The 15,950-nt window shown below is 37.7% G+C and carries 13 protein-coding genes; 9 read left to right on the top strand and 4 right to left on the bottom strand.

What is annotated here, in order from left to right; genetic code table 11:
- Window positions 1-98: 98 nt before the first annotated feature.
- Window positions 99-962 carry a glycoside hydrolase family 25 protein gene (locus IC610_RS16310; protein ID WP_191737793.1) on the bottom strand — a complete coding sequence of 288 codons (864 nt, stop codon included), beginning with the start codon at window positions 960-962 and terminating at the stop codon, window positions 99-101.
- Between the two features lie 60 nt (window positions 963-1,022).
- On the opposite strand from IC610_RS16310, the gene IC610_RS16305 reads away from it, so the two are divergent.
- The 5 genes from IC610_RS16305 to deoC all read left to right on the top strand — a co-directional run bounded on the left by IC610_RS16305 (window position 1,023) and on the right by deoC (window position 5,370).
- Window positions 1,023-2,285, top strand: coding sequence for an NAD(P)/FAD-dependent oxidoreductase (locus IC610_RS16305; protein WP_191737792.1), 1,263 nt, complete (start codon window positions 1,023-1,025; stop codon window positions 2,283-2,285).
- Window positions 2,282-2,953 carry a tRNA (guanosine(37)-N1)-methyltransferase TrmD gene (gene trmD / locus IC610_RS16300; RefSeq protein WP_191737791.1) on the top strand — a complete coding sequence of 224 codons (672 nt, stop codon included), beginning with the start codon at window positions 2,282-2,284 and terminating at the stop codon, window positions 2,951-2,953. The genes IC610_RS16305 and trmD overlap by 4 nt, the downstream gene beginning before the upstream one ends.
- Window positions 2,954-3,172: 219 nt before the next feature.
- A complete protein-coding gene (locus IC610_RS16295; RefSeq protein ID WP_191737790.1) occupies window positions 3,173-4,105 on the top strand; it encodes an endonuclease/exonuclease/phosphatase family protein in 933 nt (310 codons plus the stop codon).
- Between the two features lie 47 nt (window positions 4,106-4,152).
- Window positions 4,153-4,623, top strand: a complete 471-nt coding sequence (locus tag IC610_RS16290; protein ID WP_056084358.1) for an Lrp/AsnC ligand binding domain-containing protein — start codon at window positions 4,153-4,155, stop codon at window positions 4,621-4,623.
- A complete protein-coding gene (gene deoC / locus IC610_RS16285) occupies window positions 4,624-5,370 on the top strand; it encodes a deoxyribose-phosphate aldolase (protein ID WP_191737789.1) in 747 nt (248 codons plus the stop codon). It begins immediately after the preceding gene.
- 63 nt (window positions 5,371-5,433) lie between these two features.
- Here the strand turns inward: deoC and IC610_RS16280 are convergent, their stop codons facing one another.
- Together IC610_RS16280 and sucC are read right to left on the bottom strand one after the other, a co-directional pair.
- On the bottom strand, window positions 5,434-7,629 hold the full coding sequence (locus IC610_RS16280) for a reprolysin-like metallopeptidase (protein ID WP_191737788.1): 2,196 nt from the start codon (window positions 7,627-7,629) through the stop codon (window positions 5,434-5,436).
- A gap of 158 nt (window positions 7,630-7,787) precedes the next feature.
- Window positions 7,788-8,978, bottom strand: coding sequence for an ADP-forming succinate--CoA ligase subunit beta (gene sucC / locus IC610_RS16275; RefSeq protein ID WP_056084345.1), 1,191 nt, complete (start codon window positions 8,976-8,978; stop codon window positions 7,788-7,790).
- A 282-nt stretch (window positions 8,979-9,260) separates the two neighbouring features.
- Here sucC and IC610_RS16270 point away from each other — a divergent pair, with 282 nt between their 5' ends.
- The 4 genes from IC610_RS16270 to IC610_RS16255 are packed head-to-tail and all read left to right on the top strand — an operon-like array spanning window position 9,261 to window position 14,322.
- Complete coding sequence (locus IC610_RS16270; protein WP_191737787.1) at window positions 9,261-9,935, top strand: TetR/AcrR family transcriptional regulator; 675 nt, start codon at window positions 9,261-9,263, stop codon at window positions 9,933-9,935.
- Window positions 9,936-9,940: 5 nt separating this feature from the next.
- The gene (locus IC610_RS16265; protein ID WP_191737786.1) at window positions 9,941-11,608 is read left to right on the top strand and encodes a peptidase domain-containing ABC transporter; all 1,668 of its coding nucleotides are present in this window, start codon (window positions 9,941-9,943) and stop codon (window positions 11,606-11,608) included.
- 13 nt (window positions 11,609-11,621) lie between these two features.
- Window positions 11,622-12,935, top strand: coding sequence for an HlyD family secretion protein (locus tag IC610_RS16260; RefSeq protein ID WP_056084336.1), 1,314 nt, complete (start codon window positions 11,622-11,624; stop codon window positions 12,933-12,935).
- Window positions 12,919-14,322: a TolC family protein gene (locus IC610_RS16255; RefSeq protein ID WP_191737785.1), complete on the top strand. Its 1,404-nt coding sequence runs from the start codon at window positions 12,919-12,921 to the stop codon at window positions 14,320-14,322. The genes IC610_RS16260 and IC610_RS16255 overlap by 17 nt, the downstream gene beginning before the upstream one ends.
- A gap of 252 nt (window positions 14,323-14,574) precedes the next feature.
- Here the strand turns inward: IC610_RS16255 and IC610_RS16250 are convergent, their stop codons facing one another.
- Window positions 14,575-15,852 (bottom strand): chloride channel protein, encoded by a 1,278-nt coding sequence (locus IC610_RS16250; RefSeq protein WP_191737784.1) that lies wholly within the window; start codon window positions 15,850-15,852, stop codon window positions 14,575-14,577.
- Window positions 15,853-15,950 lie beyond the last annotated feature (98 nt).

Below are 15,950 nucleotides of genomic sequence, written 5' to 3'. Positions count from 1 at the left end.
ATCTAAATGATCAGAGTTGTAAATAGCAGATATTCAACAGTTCAAAAAAGGATAGCAAAATTAATTTGAATTGCTTGCGCCAAACCTTATCCTCAACCTTAATCCAGAGTCAAACTTTTTAGCGACCACAAACTTCCGTTATACAGATCCAGATCAACCTTGGTGTTGATACCGTGTACAATTCCGTTTTCGGTAAACTGCCAGAAATCAAAATGGTCATCTGGTGAAGGTGTCGGGACATCGTTGTAGTTGGCTAACCAAAGAGGATAATCATCAAATTCACCTTTAAGAAAATCTTTGTAGTAATAGTAGTACGTGTAAATAACCGGCTTTTTACCATAAGTTTCTTCCACAATTTTGCACCAAACCTTCAAATCTTCCACTAATTTTTCTTTAGATTTTTTTCTCGGAATCTTTTCTATATCCAGAATTGGAGGAAGATCTCCGCTTTCGAGCTTTACATTCTCAAGAAAATTGTTGGCCTGACGTACAGGATCTTCATCGGCACGGTAAAAATGATAAGCTCCCCGAATCAGTTCATGCTTTTTTGCCAGCTCCCAGAAATCATTGAAATGACGGTCTGCATTGGCGTTTCCCATCGTAGCCCTCATCACCACAAATTCCAGTGGAATGGTTTTGTTGCCAATGCTCAGGCTGTCCCATTTTATGTCTTCTTTATTTTGATAATGAGAAATATCAAAACCGTAAGTTTTATCTAAATTTTCGCTGATGATTTTCTGAATTCTTGCAGCTTCACGCTCAGAGTTTTTTAGTTTTTTGTGCGAGGTTTTATTAAAATACAGAGCGTAGTAATAAGAGATTTTCTGTTTCAAATAAAAACCTGTTCCCAGCAAGGCCACAGCAAGAACCACCAAAACAATAATCCTGCGCAAATTTGATTTTTTGCGTCTGTTTCTGTGTCGGTTAGTGGCAGCTTTTTTGGTGTATCTTTTCTTTGTCATTGCTATGCAAAACTAAGTTTTTGACATTAATTACTAAAATAAATCTGTAAATTTGTTACTATGGAAACAAGGGAGAAAGTTATCATTATTGGAGGAGGATTTGCCGGTTTGCAACTCGCTAAAACACTGAACAACAAAAACAAAAAGGTCATCGTTCTCGACCGCGTAAACCATCACATGTTTCAGCCTCTTTTCTATCAGGTGGCATGCGGACGGATCGAACCTTCCAACATCTCCTTCCCTTTCCGTAAAATTTTTCAGCAGTCGAGAAATACACAGTTCAGGCTAACCGAAGTGAAAGAAATTATTCCTTCCCAAAATAAAGTGATTACCGATGGCGCAGAGTTCAGTTATGATAAACTGATTATTGCGACCGGCTGCAAAACCAATTTTTTCGGCAACAAAGAAATGGAATCCAGAGCTTTCGGGATGAAAAACACTCAGGAAGCCATCAGCATCAGAAATCATGTTTTAATGACTTTCGAGAAATTAATTCTTGAAAAAAGCCGCAGTGACGACGGCAACTGGAACATCGTTATCGTTGGGAGCGGACCAACGGGCGTGGAGCTGGCCGGTGCTTTTTCTGAAATGAAAAAAGAAATTCTTCCCAGAGATTATCCTTACATGAATTTCGACAATCTTAAAATCATCCTCGTAAGTTCTACCGAAAAACCGTTGGCAGTAATGAGCGACGAAGCTCAGACTCAATCTGAAAAATATCTGAAGGATCTCGGTGTAGATTTTCTGAGTGGCGAATATGTTACCGACTATGATGGCGACAGGGTTTTTATGAAAAGCGGAAAACAAATCCCATCCAACAATGTGATCTGGGCAGCCGGAGTTACAGGAAATATCATCGACGGATTTGAGCAGGAAAAAATCATCAGAAACCGATACATCACCGACAGATTCAACAAAATCAAAGGTTTTGATAATATTTATGCCATCGGAGATATCGCTTACATGGAAACTCCGAAATATCCTCAGGGACATCCTCAGGTAGCAAATGTAGCGATCAATCAGGCAAAAAATTTAGGCAGAAATTTCCTGAAAAAAAATCAGTCAGAATGGACTGAATATGAGTACGATGACAAAGGTTCACTCGCAACCATCGGCAAACACAGAGCCGTAGTTGATCTGCCCTTTATTAAATTTCAGGGCTTTATTGCGTGGTATTTTTGGATGTTCCTTCACTTAATGCTAATTTTGAGCGTCAGAAATAAACTTGCCGTGTTCTTTAACTGGATGTGGAGTTATTTTAATAAAGATTCGTCTTTGCGACTGATCATTTTATCCAATAAGAAAAACGGAACATTACAATGAGAATTGATATTATAAGCGTACTTCCAGAGCTCATGGAAAGTCCATTTCAAACATCTATACTTAAACGGGCGGTGGATAAAGGCGTTGCCGAAGTTCATTTTCATCAGCTCAGAAACTGGTCAGTCAACAAACACCGGCAGATAGACGACGAACCGTACGGTGGCGGGGCCGGAATGGTGATGATGATTGAGCCTATTGATAAATGCATTTCTGAACTCAAAGCTCAGCGTGATTATGATGAAGTAATCTATCTTACTCCCGATGGTGTTACTTTAAACCAAAAAATCGCCAACACACTTTCTATTAAAAACAATCTGATTTTTCTTTGCGGACATTACAAAGGCATCGATCAGCGTGTAAGGGAACTTCATATTACAAAAGAAATTTCAATCGGTGATTATGTTTTAACTGGTGGCGAACTTGCTGCCTGCGTTTTGGCTGATTCTGTGATCAGACTTTTACCGGGAGTTTTAAATGATGAGCAGAGTGCTTTAACAGACAGTTTTCAGGATGATCTTCTGTCGCCACCCATCTACACGAGACCCGAGGTCTATAAAGGTCTTGAGGTTCCTAAAATTCTGCTCAGCGGAAATTCTAAAATGATTGAAGACTGGCGTTACGAAGAGGCTGTACGCATTACAACAGAGAAAAGACCTGACTTACTGTAGATTATAAAATTGAAAATTTTACCGACGTTTTTATCCGAATTTAATTTCACATTTATTTTAAAATCTAATTTTTTGTAAATCAATGAAATATCATTATGATTACATGAGTTAACCTTAAAATATCAATTAAAATACCGATTCATCAAAAAACTATTTGTATTTTTAACCACACAAATTTTTGAAAGGCTAGGTAGAATATTAATTTTTCGCAAACAAATCATGGAGATTTTTGCATTCTATAACGTTGAAAATTTGTTTTTACCGGATTCTAATGCAGGCCATAAGTCTGAGAAAACCAAAAGTGGTCTTTTCAACTGGGATTTCAGAAAGTATCAGTATAAACTTAATAAAATTGCACATGCTTTTCGGCTGATCGGAGAGCAGCATCAGCAATTGCCTTTCATGATCGGTCTTGCCGAAATTTCCGGAGATCATGTTCTGAAAGATTTGATTCAGACAGAACCTCTTCAGGGGAAATACGGTATTCTGCACTACAAATCTCTGGATGAAAGAAATGTAGACGTCGCACTTCTGTACGATCATTCCAAAATTGAAATTTTAGAATCTGAGCCTATTACTTTTTTCTTCGAAGAATCGGGCCTTGACGAAAAATATTATGACACCACACGTGATATACTTTTTGCCAAAGTAAAATTTGAGGGAGAAATCATTAACGTATTTGTACTTCACCTTCCTTCTAAAAGAGAAAAAGACGTCAATAAGCCAAAAAGATCATACATTCTTCAGGAATTAAAAAACAGAATAGAAAAAATCCAGGAAAACGCGGATGAGAAAGTAATTGTCTGCGGAGATTTTAATGAAAATCCTGATGATGAAGTGCTGGAAATCCTTTCAGACAAGACGTTTCAGAAGAATGCACTTGAAAATCCTTTTGCAGATTTATTTTTTAACAAAAAATATTCTACATTTCACTACAAAAGTGGTTTGTTATTTGATCAAATTCTACTATCAGGGAATTTTTATCATCAGGAAGATCAGCTGCAGTTTGAGATGGCAGAGGTTTTTAATCACCCTCAACTCACATTAAAGTCCAGAAATCTCTCAGGAAGACCATTCAGAACCTTTGCCGGAACACGCTATCTGGGAGGCTACAGCGATCATTTTCCTGTTCTCGTTAAACTAAAAAACTAAGATATAAATTAACATCATTTCTTTAAAAACATTAAACTAAATCAAAAATGAAGAACGCTAACAATACTGACTACTATCTGGATGCCATCGACAAGCAGATTATTTACATGCTGATGGACAATTCCAAGACTTCACTTGCACACATCTCGTCGAAAGTCGGGATCTCAACCACTGCAGTTCACCAGAGAATAAAAAAACTGGAGCATGCAGGTGTGATAGAAAGTACCATTTCTTTTTTAAATCCTAAAAAAATCGGTTTTAAAGTAGTTTCCTTTATCGGAATATTTCTTGACCAGCCAAGTCACTATGCAGATGTTGTAAAAGCCCTGAAGGAAGTGAATGAAGTAGTGGAAGCGCATTACACCACCGGAAACTATGCCGTTTTTATTAAAGTTCTGTGCAAGGATAACGACCACCTTATGCAGATTTTGAGTAAACTGCAGAAATTCAAGGGAGTAACCCGTACTGAAACATTTATTTCTCTTGAACAGAGCATTGCAAGACAGCTTAAAGTATAATTGATGAATATCGCAGATTATTTAGATTCAACTTATCTTAAAACACCGCAGCAATCCGGTCTGTCAGAGGAACAGACAGTTCAGAAAGACAGAGAGCTGGCAACCGAAGCCAACGACAACGGAATTTTTGCCGTGATGATAAGGCCCGAATATGTTTCTGAAATTAAAAAGTTTCTGACCGATAAAAATTCTGATGTGAAAATCGGAACTGTAATAGGCTTTCATGAAGGAACGGATTCAGTTGAAGAAAAACTTGCCGAAGCCCGAAAAGCCATTGACGACGGTGCTGACGAACTAGATTTTGTTATTAATTATTCAGAATACCTCAACGGAAATATTGATTTGGTAAAAACTGAATTTCTGGAGTGCACAAAACTGTGTCTTCAGCATCAGAAAATTGCCAAATGGATCATTGAAATTGCTGCATTATCTGATGATCAGATTGCAGACTTAACCGGAAAAATTTCAAACTGGGCAGAAGAAAATTTTGATGAAAATAACCTTTCAGCAATATTTGTTAAATCATCTACCGGCTTTTATGAAACCAAAGATGGAAAGCCCAACGGAGCGACTTTTAAAGGCATAAAAATCATGCTGGAGAATGCAGGAAAACTTCCTGTAAAAGCTGCAGGAGGCGTACGAAATCACTCTGATGCCGTGAAAATGATTAATCTCGGCGTAAAAAGAATCGGAACATCTTCCGCTTTGGCTTTACTGGAAGATCAGTCATCCGGTGAAGGATATTAAAAAAGCATTTAACGTAAAAGCTCCGAAGTTTTTTCTTCGGAGCTTTTTTATGGAGTATAATTTTTATTTTTTAATAATAAATTTCTCTGAGATCTTCTCACCGTTATCTAAAATCATAGTCAAAACATAATTTCCATTGGTTAAACTTCTCACATCAATTTTAGTTTCTCCTGCAAAATTTCCTTTCAAAATCAATCTTCCCGAAGCGTCATACATTTCGTAATCTGCTTTCTGAGACAGTTTTTTTAGTGAGACAGTAATAAAATCAGAAGCTGGATTTGGATAAATTGAGTAATTCTTCACTGCAGTTTCAGACGTAGAAAGTCCGTTCTGAATGCTGAAATTGGAGGAATTGAGAGCATAATAGATATTATTATCCGCTTTCACCATAATTCTCGCCGCTGCAACATTTTCGTTTGGAATCGTGACGCTCGCTGCACCGTTATTCGGGATACCTGTTGCTAAGACAGTATTAAAATTCAATCCGCCATCTTTGGAAAGATAGACCGTTACAGTTTGAGTATTGATCGATCCTGTATTTGTTCCGGCCACATTCCATGTGATGTTGAGTGGATTTGTAGAGTTATTCTGAGTATTTGTAGCCTGAGATGTCACGGTAAAAGGACCGTCGTTGGTAACACTTACAACCATTGCGTCGTTTGCAGCCTGATTACCTGTCGGTCTATTATCATTTACCAGCAATGAAAAATTCATTGTTCTGAGAACATTTGGGGTGACTTCCCATGTCGGAGTTAAATTATTAGCGACTACACTGGCCAGTGTCGGCAAATACCGCACAGGCGAAGTAGAAGGTGTGAGAGAACGATAAAGCGGACCGGTGGCAGATGCATTCACAGGAGGCTGCGTGCTGGACTGATTATCATATTGTTCCCAAAGATAAGTGATAGGATCGTTATTTGGATCAGAACCAACTCCGGTCAGCATAAACGCTGTGCCTTTCGGAATAATGTAATCCGCACCGGCGTTTGCAACAGGAACTCCGTTGTTATTGGAAGTTTTTGCGGAACAGTCGGTTGATCTTGTAATTACAGCGTACATCTGAACTACACTTGCAGCGTGAAAATAGGGATCACTATTAGGTTGGATATTATTGACACCACAAATACCGGCGTAAGCCATAATCGTTGTTCCACTTCCTGGTTCGTATGCAGTAGGAGTACTTGCATTACCTGCACAAGAACCCGTTGCTGCCCGAAATGTATGCCCCGCACCAAACTGATGGCCCAACTCATGAGCAACATAATCAATATCGAAAGGATCACCAATTGGTGCTCCGGATCCCGTTACACCTCTTGCTTTATTCCCGGCAACACAGACAACTCCTAATCCAGCCAATCCCCCGCTGTTGGTACCGAAAACATGCCCAATATCGTAATTAGCCGTGCCGATGACTGAGTTTGTGTTGGTTTGATTTTCATTGATCATCGTACCAGGCATACCGTTAGTAAAAGGATCTGTAGATGCATTTGTATATACGATAAGATTATTATTGGCAACCATAGTCATCGTAGTGGAAATTGTTTTTTCATAGATTCCATTTACTCTCGTCATTGTAGTTACCATTGCTGCCATCGCCAAAGGAACAGTGCCGCCGTGAAAGGTTGTATATTCACCTGTTGCTGATACTGCAATACGGTAATTTCTGAATTGCCCGTCCGCAACAAGTGCCGCCTTTTTTTCTGAATCACTTTGTTTAAGATTATCCAGTTCGTCTTCAACATGACATTCGAAAAGCCTGTCGTTTGGAGGAAGATCTTTTCTTTTGTACAGGATAAATGTCGATAAATCTTTGGTGTAGGGATCTAAGTAACTCACTTCATTTCCTTCGAAATACATAATATTGATTCCCGTAGAAGGTGTTACACTAAACCTGATTGAATTCAGCGGATTGCTTTTCTCCCAACCTACATAAGATTTTATTTCTGGAAATTTTGCCTGAAGTTCGGGCGCCATTACTGAGGCCTCCTGTACAACATAGTTTTTGATATTTCCCTCAGAATCCGGAAATTTCATGATTAGATTTTCATTATTTGAAAAACGCTGAGGTGCATTTACCAAATTTTTTTTAAGCTGATCAATATTTAAATTAAAAAGCTCATAACTCTTAGGCGTTACCCACCGCGGTGCAAGATCTTCCTTGGGAATATCCGCTGTCCGGGATTTTGACCAGTGATTCTGCTGAGCAAGAACCGAAGTACCGGCAAATAAGCACAGGGAGAGGATAAATGTTGATTTCATAATTATTCTATTATTGGTGATTATTAAATTTAAATATTTCAAAGGATTACTGTAAATTTAATAAATTTTTGAATTAATTAATAAAAATTAACATCATCTAAACAAAAAAACCGCTTCAAAAATTGAAACGGTTTAAATTATTTATAAAAATTTTAGGCTTATGCTAAAACTTCTTTTACTTTGTTTGCAGCTTCTTCCAAAGTAATTGCAGAGTGAATTGGTAATCCAGCTTCGTCAATTAATTTTTTAGCTTCTACAGCATTTGTTCCCTGTAATCTCACGATCAACGGTACCGGAAGGCTTCCCATTGCGTGGTAAGCATCTACAACACCCTGAGCAACTCTGTCACATCTTACGATACCACCGAAGATGTTGATCAAAATAGCCTTTACGTTTGGATCTCTTAAGATAATTCCGAAAGCAGTCTGTACTCTCTGTGCATCAGCAGTACCTCCAACGTCAAGGAAGTTTGCAGGGTTACCACCAGATAATTTGATGATATCCATAGTTGCCATTGCAAGACCGGCTCCGTTTACCATACATGCAACGTTACCGTCTAATTTTACGAAGTTAAGACCAGCTTCACCAGCTTCAACGTCCAAAGGATCCTCTTCTCTTGTATCTCTCAACGCTTCAAGATCTTTGTGACGGAACAGTGAGTTACCATCCAAAGTTACTTTAGCATCTACAGCGATAATTTTGTTATCAGAAGTTTTCAAAACCGGGTTGATTTCGAAAAGAGACGCATCAATTCCTACATAAGCATTGTATAAAGAAGAGATGAATTTTGTGAATTCCTTGAAAGCATTTCCTTCAAGACCAAGGTTGAAAGCAATTTTTCTTGCCTGGAAACCCTGAAGACCCAAAGTTGGATCAATTAATTCGTTGTGTATTAAGTGAGGCGTTACTTCAGCAACGTGCTCGATGTCCATACCACCTTCTGTAGAATATACGATTGTATTTTTACCTTCAGCTCTGTCTAAAAGAATAGAAACATAAAATTCTTTAGTCTCAGATTCTCCAGGATAATAAACGTCTTCTGCAACCAATACAGAGTTTACCAATTTACCTTCAGCAGAAGTTTGTGGAGTGATCAACTGCATTCCGATGATGTTTCCTGCGTTTTCTTTAAGTTTATCCATATTTGGAGAAAACTTTACACCACCACCTTTACCACGGCCACCTGCGTGAATCTGTGCTTTTACAACCCAAGCCTCAGCTCCGGTTTCAGCAGTCAATTTCTCTGCAGCTGCTACAGCTTCATCTACGTTGTTTGCAACGAAACCACGTTGGATAGCTACTCCATACTTTGATAAAATCTCTTTTGATTGATACTCGTGAAGATTCATATTATTTTTATTATTTTATTTTAATATTTAAAGGTTGACAAATTTAATAAAAATGAATAAGGAAGGAAAATAAATTATGATACTTTTAAATGATTTAATCCTTTTGCCATCAATTTTTTCTGATTTTACAGATAATTGTTGCTGTTCATCGGTATTAAAAGATTTTCAAATCCTGAAACATCATTTTCTAATCACATTTTAATACTATTTTAATGTATAGTAATACTATCATTAAAAATAGTTATGTATTTTTGTTGCGTTAAAAACTGCAACATTACATACATGAATTTTCAGCTGAAATTCCAGGTCAACGAAAAACTTTACCTTAAAGATCCCGAAAAAAGTGAGATCGGAAAATCCATTGTCAAAAACGCTATTGAGCTTATTTTTGAGATGGGTTTTGAGCATTTTACATTTAAAAAACTGGCTGGGAAAATCAGTTCGACCGAAGCAACGGTTTACCGTTATTTTTCATCCAAATACAAACTGCTCACCTATATTCTCAACTGGTACTGGTCTTACCTTGAGTTTATGTCTGAACTTAAAACTTCCGAAATAAAAAAACCTTTGGAGAAACTGGAAAAAATCCTTGAAATCATCACCCATCACAACAATTCCTGTGACGAGGTAGATGACTATGACATTCGTAAACTGCATTCCATCGTTATTTCAGAAAGCAGCAAATCTTATCTGGTGAAAGAAGTGGACGAGATCAGCAAGGAAATGATTTTTAATCCTCTGGAAAGTCTCTGCAAATGCATATCAAAGATTATTGCACAGTCAAAACCGGATTTCCCCTACTCGCTTTCCATGGCAAGCACGCTGCTGGAAACAGCCCACGATCAGCATTTTTTCAGCGAACACCTTCCGAATCTTACAGACAATCATCAGAACGCTGAGCATACGAATTATGTACTCGGATATTTAAAACACATCACATTTAACCTTATTAAATAAGAAAAATGGCATTACGATCAGCAAGCGATCACAGTAAAAAACTGTTTCGCTACATCACGAAAGAAAAAAAAGACGTTTCAAACATTTATTTTTACGCAATTCTCAATGGTTTGGTTTCACTGAGCATCCCGCTGGGAATTCAGTCAATCATCAGCTTCGTCATGGGAGCTACGATGGCAACTTCCATTTATTTACTTATATTTTTTGTGGTTTTGGGAACTTTTTTGGTTGGTCATTTCAGACTCAAGGTTTTCCAGATCATTGAAAAAATACAGCAGAAAATTTTTGTAGAATTTTCAATGGCTTTTGCAGAAAAACTGCCGAGAATTAATCTTTCAGATACACGAAAATACTATTTACCTGAATTGGTGAATCGTTTTTTTGATGTTCAGAATCTTCAGAAAGGAATTTCAAAAATTTTACTGGAAATCCCAACAGCGTTAATTCAGATTGTATTCGGAATTTTACTTTTGTCCTTCTATCATCCTTGGTTTTTGGCATTCGGTGCCTTGGTTATTATTCTCGTAGTTCTGATTTTCATTTACAGTATGGAAAGCGGAATTAAATCGAGTCTCGAAGAAAGTGATAAAAAGTACGAAACCGCAGCGTGGATTGAAGATATCGCAGCATCGGTAAAAACTTTCAAAATGCATTCCGGAAGAAAAACGCATCTTCAGGGTACAGATTCCAGAGTTGTAGAGTATCTGGATCACAGGACTTCACACTTTAAAATCCTGGTTTTTCAGTATAAAACTATTATTGCCTTTAAAGTCATTATCACACTGGCAATTTTAGCCATCGGAACTTACCTGATGATTAATCAACAATTGAATATCGGTGCATTTATCGCAGCAGAAATCGTGGTTCTGACGATCATGGCTGCAGTTGAAAAACTCATTGTAAGCCTTGAAAGTTACTACGACCTCATCGCCTCATTTGCCAAACTCTCTAAAGTGACAGAACTGAAAGAAGAAACAGACGGCGACATCGTACTTTCTCAGAAAGACAGAGGAATTGAAATCGAATTTAAAGATGTTGATTTCGCCTTTAACGATACGCCTGCGATTTTATCTGACGTCAATTTCAGATTAAAAGAAAACAGCCTTACGGTGATCACCGGAAAAATGGGTACCGGAAAATCTCTACTTCTCAATATGCTTGCAGGATTTTATGAGCCGAGTTCAGGAACGATTCTTTTTGACAAAATTCCACTTAAAAATTTAAACAAAACAGATTTCAGAAGCAATATCGGTTTATACCTTGAAAATATGAAAGTGATTCAGGGGAATGTTTTACAGAATATTTTGCTGGGAAACACAGACAGCAATACGGAGAGTATTCTTCAGCTTTCAGAAAAGCTTGGTATAGAAAGCATTTCGAGCAGTTTCAGCAATGGTTTTACTACAGAAATAAGTGATACAGATTCTGAACTGACCTTCAGCTCAAAAAAGAAAATTCTGATGCTCCGCTCTCTGCTGGGCGAGAAAAGACTGGTCTTACTTGAAAATCCTCTGGCAGGAATGTCTGAAAATTTTCAGGAAAAACTCAGCGCATATCTTCAGGAGCTTAAGCAAACGTGTACCATCGTTGTTGTTTCGCCGGATAAAAATCTGATTTACAATGCCGATCAGCACATTCACCTCGAAGACGGAACTTTAAGTATTATTTCATAAAATTCAGCACAAAATGAAACTACAGTCGTACGAAAAAATATATCATATCAACAAAAAATCAAGGGTTAAAAGTTGGTTCCTCTTTATTTTAATTGCAGGAATCATTACGCTCTTTCTTCCCTGGACGCAAAATATTAAGGTGAAAGGAAATGTTTCTTCACTGTATCAGTCTCAGAGACCTCAGCAGCTGAACTCACCCATTCCCGGAAGAATTATAAAATGGAATGTAAAAAACGGAGATTATGTAAAAAAAGGCGATACGCTTTTGCAGCTTTCTGAAATTAAGGAAGATTATATGGATCCGCTTTTGGTACAGAGAACCGAGCAGCAGGTAGATGCCAAAAAAGGGGTGAGAGATTATTACGAAGCCAAGGTAGGAACGGCAAAAAACCAACTCGAAGCTTTGAATGCTTCAAGGGATTTAAAATTAAATCAGGTTAAAATAAAAATCATCCAGCTCAACAGCAAACTTGTTGGTGAACAGGCAGAACTGGAAGCGGCTAAAAACGAACTCAAACTTTCTGAAGACCAGTTTGAAAGACAGAAAAGAATGTATGATGAAGGCCTTGTTTCGCTTACGCAGTTTCAGCAGAGAAGTATTTCTTATCAGAATTCAATTGCCAAAAAAACTGCTTACGAAAATAAGGTAGCTCAGACCCAGCAGGAAATTCTCAACACGCAGATTGAGCAGAACTCGGTCACTCAGGATTACAATGAGAAACTGAGCAAAATTGAAGGTGAGCGTTTCCAAAGTATGGGTCAGATTGAAGGAAGCGACGGCGATATTGCCAAACTTCAGAATCAGGTTGCCAATTACAAGGCGAGACAGGGTTTATATTTCATATTAGCCTCTCAGGACGGACAGATTGTTCAGCTTAACAAAGCCGGAATTGGTGAAGTTCTGAAAGACGGTGAAAATATCGGAACTGTAGTTCCTACAACAGTTGATTACGCTGTGGAAATTTATATCAAACCGGTTGATTTGCCTTTGATCAAAGAAGGACAGCGCGTGATGAGTATTTTTGATGGTTTCCCTGCCATTGTATTTTCCGGCTGGCCGGATTCCAGCTACGGAACGTTTGCAGGAAAAGTAGTTGCCGTGGAAAGCAATATCAGTGCAAACGGAATGTTTAAAGCATTGATTGTAGAAGATAAAAACGAAAAAAGATGGCCTCCGAAGATCAAAATGGGCACCGGAGTTCAGGGAATTGCCATTTTGAATGATGTTCCGATCTGGTATGAGTTGTGGCGAAATATCAATGGCTTCCCACCGGATTATTATGAAGTAACGAATGCAAAATCAGCTAAAGATGAAAAGACAAAATAAAATTTTTCTTCTCGTTTTTCTCCTGCTGTTCAGTTTACATTCCGCACAGGATTCTCTGAAAATATCGGCTTCTGAATTCATCAATATTGTTAAAAACTATCATCCTTTAGCATTAAGATACCAACTTCAAAACAGATTGGCAGAGGAAGAAATCAGAAGAGCACGGGGCAATTTTGACCCTGTTCTGGCAGGAAAATTAGGCGAAAAAAATATCGACGGAACGAAGTATTACGAACAGAAAAACATAGAACTTGGCATTCCTACATGGTACGGAATTGATCTCCACGGAAGCTACAATCATCTTGACGGACAAAAACTTAACAACAGCGATACACGCGGAGGTTTATATCAATTCGGAATTACGGTTCCTTTAGCTAAAAACCTGCTGTATGACCAAAGAAGAGCAATGCTCGATCAGGCAAGATTTGGATTGAGAATGACCGAAGCTGAACAGGCAGTTTTAACCAACGATCTGCTTTTAGAGGCTGAAAATACGTATTGGGAATGGGTTCAGAACTATGAAATCTATAAATTGAAAACTGAAATTGTTGAGATCAATAAAGACAGATTAAAATTAACAAGAAAAACTTTTGAGTTTGGTGAAAAACCGGCCATTGATACCATTGAAGCCCTTTCGCAACTTCAAAGTTTTGAACTTCAGCAGAGAGATGCATTTTTAAGTTTTGTGAAAAGTACACAGCAACTTCAGCTCTATCTCTGGAAAGACAACCAGCAGTTTTACGAGCTTTCGGAAATGATTTATCCGTCAGATAATCTCGCGGAACATCAGGCTTATTCTGATTTTGAATTTTTGATTAATGATGTCAATTCGCGGCAGATCAATTCCCATTTGTCTGTTTTATATTACAATCAGAAACAGAATATTCTTGAAAGTGAGAGACGTTTAAAATGGCAGAGTTTTCTTCCTAAACTCGATTTTACCTACAATTTTTTCAATAAAGAAAACTACGCTACAGATTTTCTCCCTTTGTTTGATAATAATTTTCAGTATGGTTTAAAACTGGAGATTCCTGTTTTCCAACGGCAGGCAAGAGCAAATTATCAGATGGCGAAGATTAAATTAAATCAAAACCAACTCGACACCAACATTAAGATCAGGGAACTGGATGTAAAAATTGAAACCTACAAAAACGAAATTCTGAATTACTACACTCAGATCGATTTGTCGAGAGACAATCTTCAGAATTACAGAAAACTTCTGAATGCAGAAGAAATGCGGTACAGCAACGGAGAAAGTTCACTTTTCCTGATCAATTCAAGGGAAAATAAAGTGATTGAAGCTCAGGAAAAATTTATTTCAATCCGTACTAAGTTTTTAAAAAGCTTTAATAAACTTAAGTGGATGAAGGAGAATTTCACACTATAAACTTTGCTTATTAAACACTAAGTTGAGCAATTTTTTTTAAGTTGAGTTAAGCTATGTTAGCATTCAGAAGTCTGCTTCAAAATTCTAATTGATTTTTCCTGACCAATCTTACTTTAATTGTAAACTTACCATATTACGCAGATTTTGCAAATTGAGCAGATCATAAAAAAATCTGCATAATCTCCGAAATCTGCGGGAGAATAAGAAAGTTCAGGCAAAACCTGGACTTTTTTTTATTTTATTAAAATGCGTTTACTCTTCAGCTAATTTCTCAGACTGCGAACCGATAAACGGAATTTTCGGAGCCAGAAAATATCCTGTTAAACTCGCAAAAATTATTGGGACGAAATAGGTAAAACCGGTGAGAGTTCCCAAAATAATAGTGGTGCTCATCGGCGTTCTCGTCACGCACGCATTAATTGCAGCCATACAGCTTACAATCGCTAAAGTCGTGTCAACGGTTGGGAATAAATGATGAATAATCAACCCTAAGGTAGTGCCCACAAAAAATAGCGGAATGATAAAACCTCCTCTCCAGCCTGAAGTTACAGTAATGGCAATCGCTAAAATTTTAAAAATTAAAATAATAATTAAAAAGTACAGACTGTAATTTCCATTGATGAGTTCATTCACTTCATGATGCCCGAAATATCTTGTCAGAGGAAAATAGAAGGCGATAATTCCTAATAAAATTCCACCTGTCAGCGTTTTTATGTAGATTGGAAATTTTCTGTATTCGAATGCTTTCTTGAAAAATTTAACCACAAAAATAAAAATCCAGCCAAATAATGTTCCTACAATTCCAAAAAGGGTAGCGTAGAGGAAATCGTAAACTCCGGTGTAATGATAAGCTTTCAGATCCCATGTTGCTCCAATTCCCAAATGAATAATCAAAGCAAACATCAGGTAACTGAAACAGCTTGCCACCAAAGCAGGAATAATGGCCTTGTAATATTCTACCGCGTGCTTGTGATGAAGAATTTCCAGAGAAAACAGACTTCCGCCCAGTGGTGCACCGAAAAGTGCTGTAAAACCTGAAGCCATTCCCGCAATACTTAAAGAACGCAATTCTTCACCTTTCAATCTGAACAGTTTTCCCAAATAGGTTCCTGTAGAACCTGTCACTTGTACTAAAGGAGCTTCCGGACCCAAACTTCCGCCTGATGCCACACAGAAAAGTGACGACAAAATCATGGAAGGATTATTTTTCGGCTCCAGTTTTCCTTTATTAAATCTGATGTTGTTGACGATTAAATGAATTTCCCCCGGATCGCCAATAAAGTGAATGACCAAACCAGCCAGAAGTCCGGCAATTGCCATCGTCGGAATCACCATCCAACCTTGAAACTGATGCAAAAACTCTGTGAAATGTTCGAGAACAATCCAGTATAGTCCGGCGATAATTCCGCCAACCAAACCGGTGATTGCCCACATAAAAAAAGTACGGCTGAATACGAAAGGATTGAACCTGATCGGCTGATCTAAAAGGTTAAAGGTTCGTATTAAGCGACGTCTTCTGTTGATTTTCATTTTAACTTAGTTTAAAATTACGATCATCATTTGTTGAAAGTGTGTTTTGTTTTTAGCGAAAAGGCATTTCGCCAAACTTAAAAATGCTTCGACAGGCT

The organism is Chryseobacterium caseinilyticum, assembly GCF_014837145.1.
GTDB lineage: Bacteria > Bacteroidota > Bacteroidia > Flavobacteriales > Weeksellaceae > Chryseobacterium > Chryseobacterium caseinilyticum.
This window is presented reverse-complemented; position numbering and strand designations above follow the sequence as displayed.

Coding starts and splice junctions, on each gene's coding strand:
- IC610_RS16310 (WP_191737793.1), bottom strand. CDS start 962: ATGACAAAGAAAAGATACACCAAAAAAGCTGCCACTAACCGACACAGA.
- IC610_RS16295 (WP_191737790.1), top strand. CDS start 3,173: ATGGAGATTTTTGCATTCTATAACGTTGAAAATTTGTTTTTACCGGAT.
- IC610_RS16305 (WP_191737792.1), top strand. CDS start 1,023: ATGGAAACAAGGGAGAAAGTTATCATTATTGGAGGAGGATTTGCCGGT.
- IC610_RS16270 (WP_191737787.1), top strand. CDS start 9,261: ATGAATTTTCAGCTGAAATTCCAGGTCAACGAAAAACTTTACCTTAAA.
- sucC (WP_056084345.1), bottom strand. CDS start 8,978: ATGAATCTTCACGAGTATCAATCAAAAGAGATTTTATCAAAGTATGGA.
- IC610_RS16290 (WP_056084358.1), top strand. CDS start 4,153: ATGAAGAACGCTAACAATACTGACTACTATCTGGATGCCATCGACAAG.
- IC610_RS16265 (WP_191737786.1), top strand. CDS start 9,941: ATGGCATTACGATCAGCAAGCGATCACAGTAAAAAACTGTTTCGCTAC.
- IC610_RS16250 (WP_191737784.1), bottom strand. CDS start 15,852: ATGAAAATCAACAGAAGACGTCGCTTAATACGAACCTTTAACCTTTTA.
- IC610_RS16280 (WP_191737788.1), bottom strand. CDS start 7,629: ATGAAATCAACATTTATCCTCTCCCTGTGCTTATTTGCCGGTACTTCG.
- IC610_RS16255 (WP_191737785.1), top strand. CDS start 12,919: ATGAAAAGACAAAATAAAATTTTTCTTCTCGTTTTTCTCCTGCTGTTC.
- trmD (WP_191737791.1), top strand. CDS start 2,282: ATGAGAATTGATATTATAAGCGTACTTCCAGAGCTCATGGAAAGTCCA.
- IC610_RS16260 (WP_056084336.1), top strand. CDS start 11,622: ATGAAACTACAGTCGTACGAAAAAATATATCATATCAACAAAAAATCA.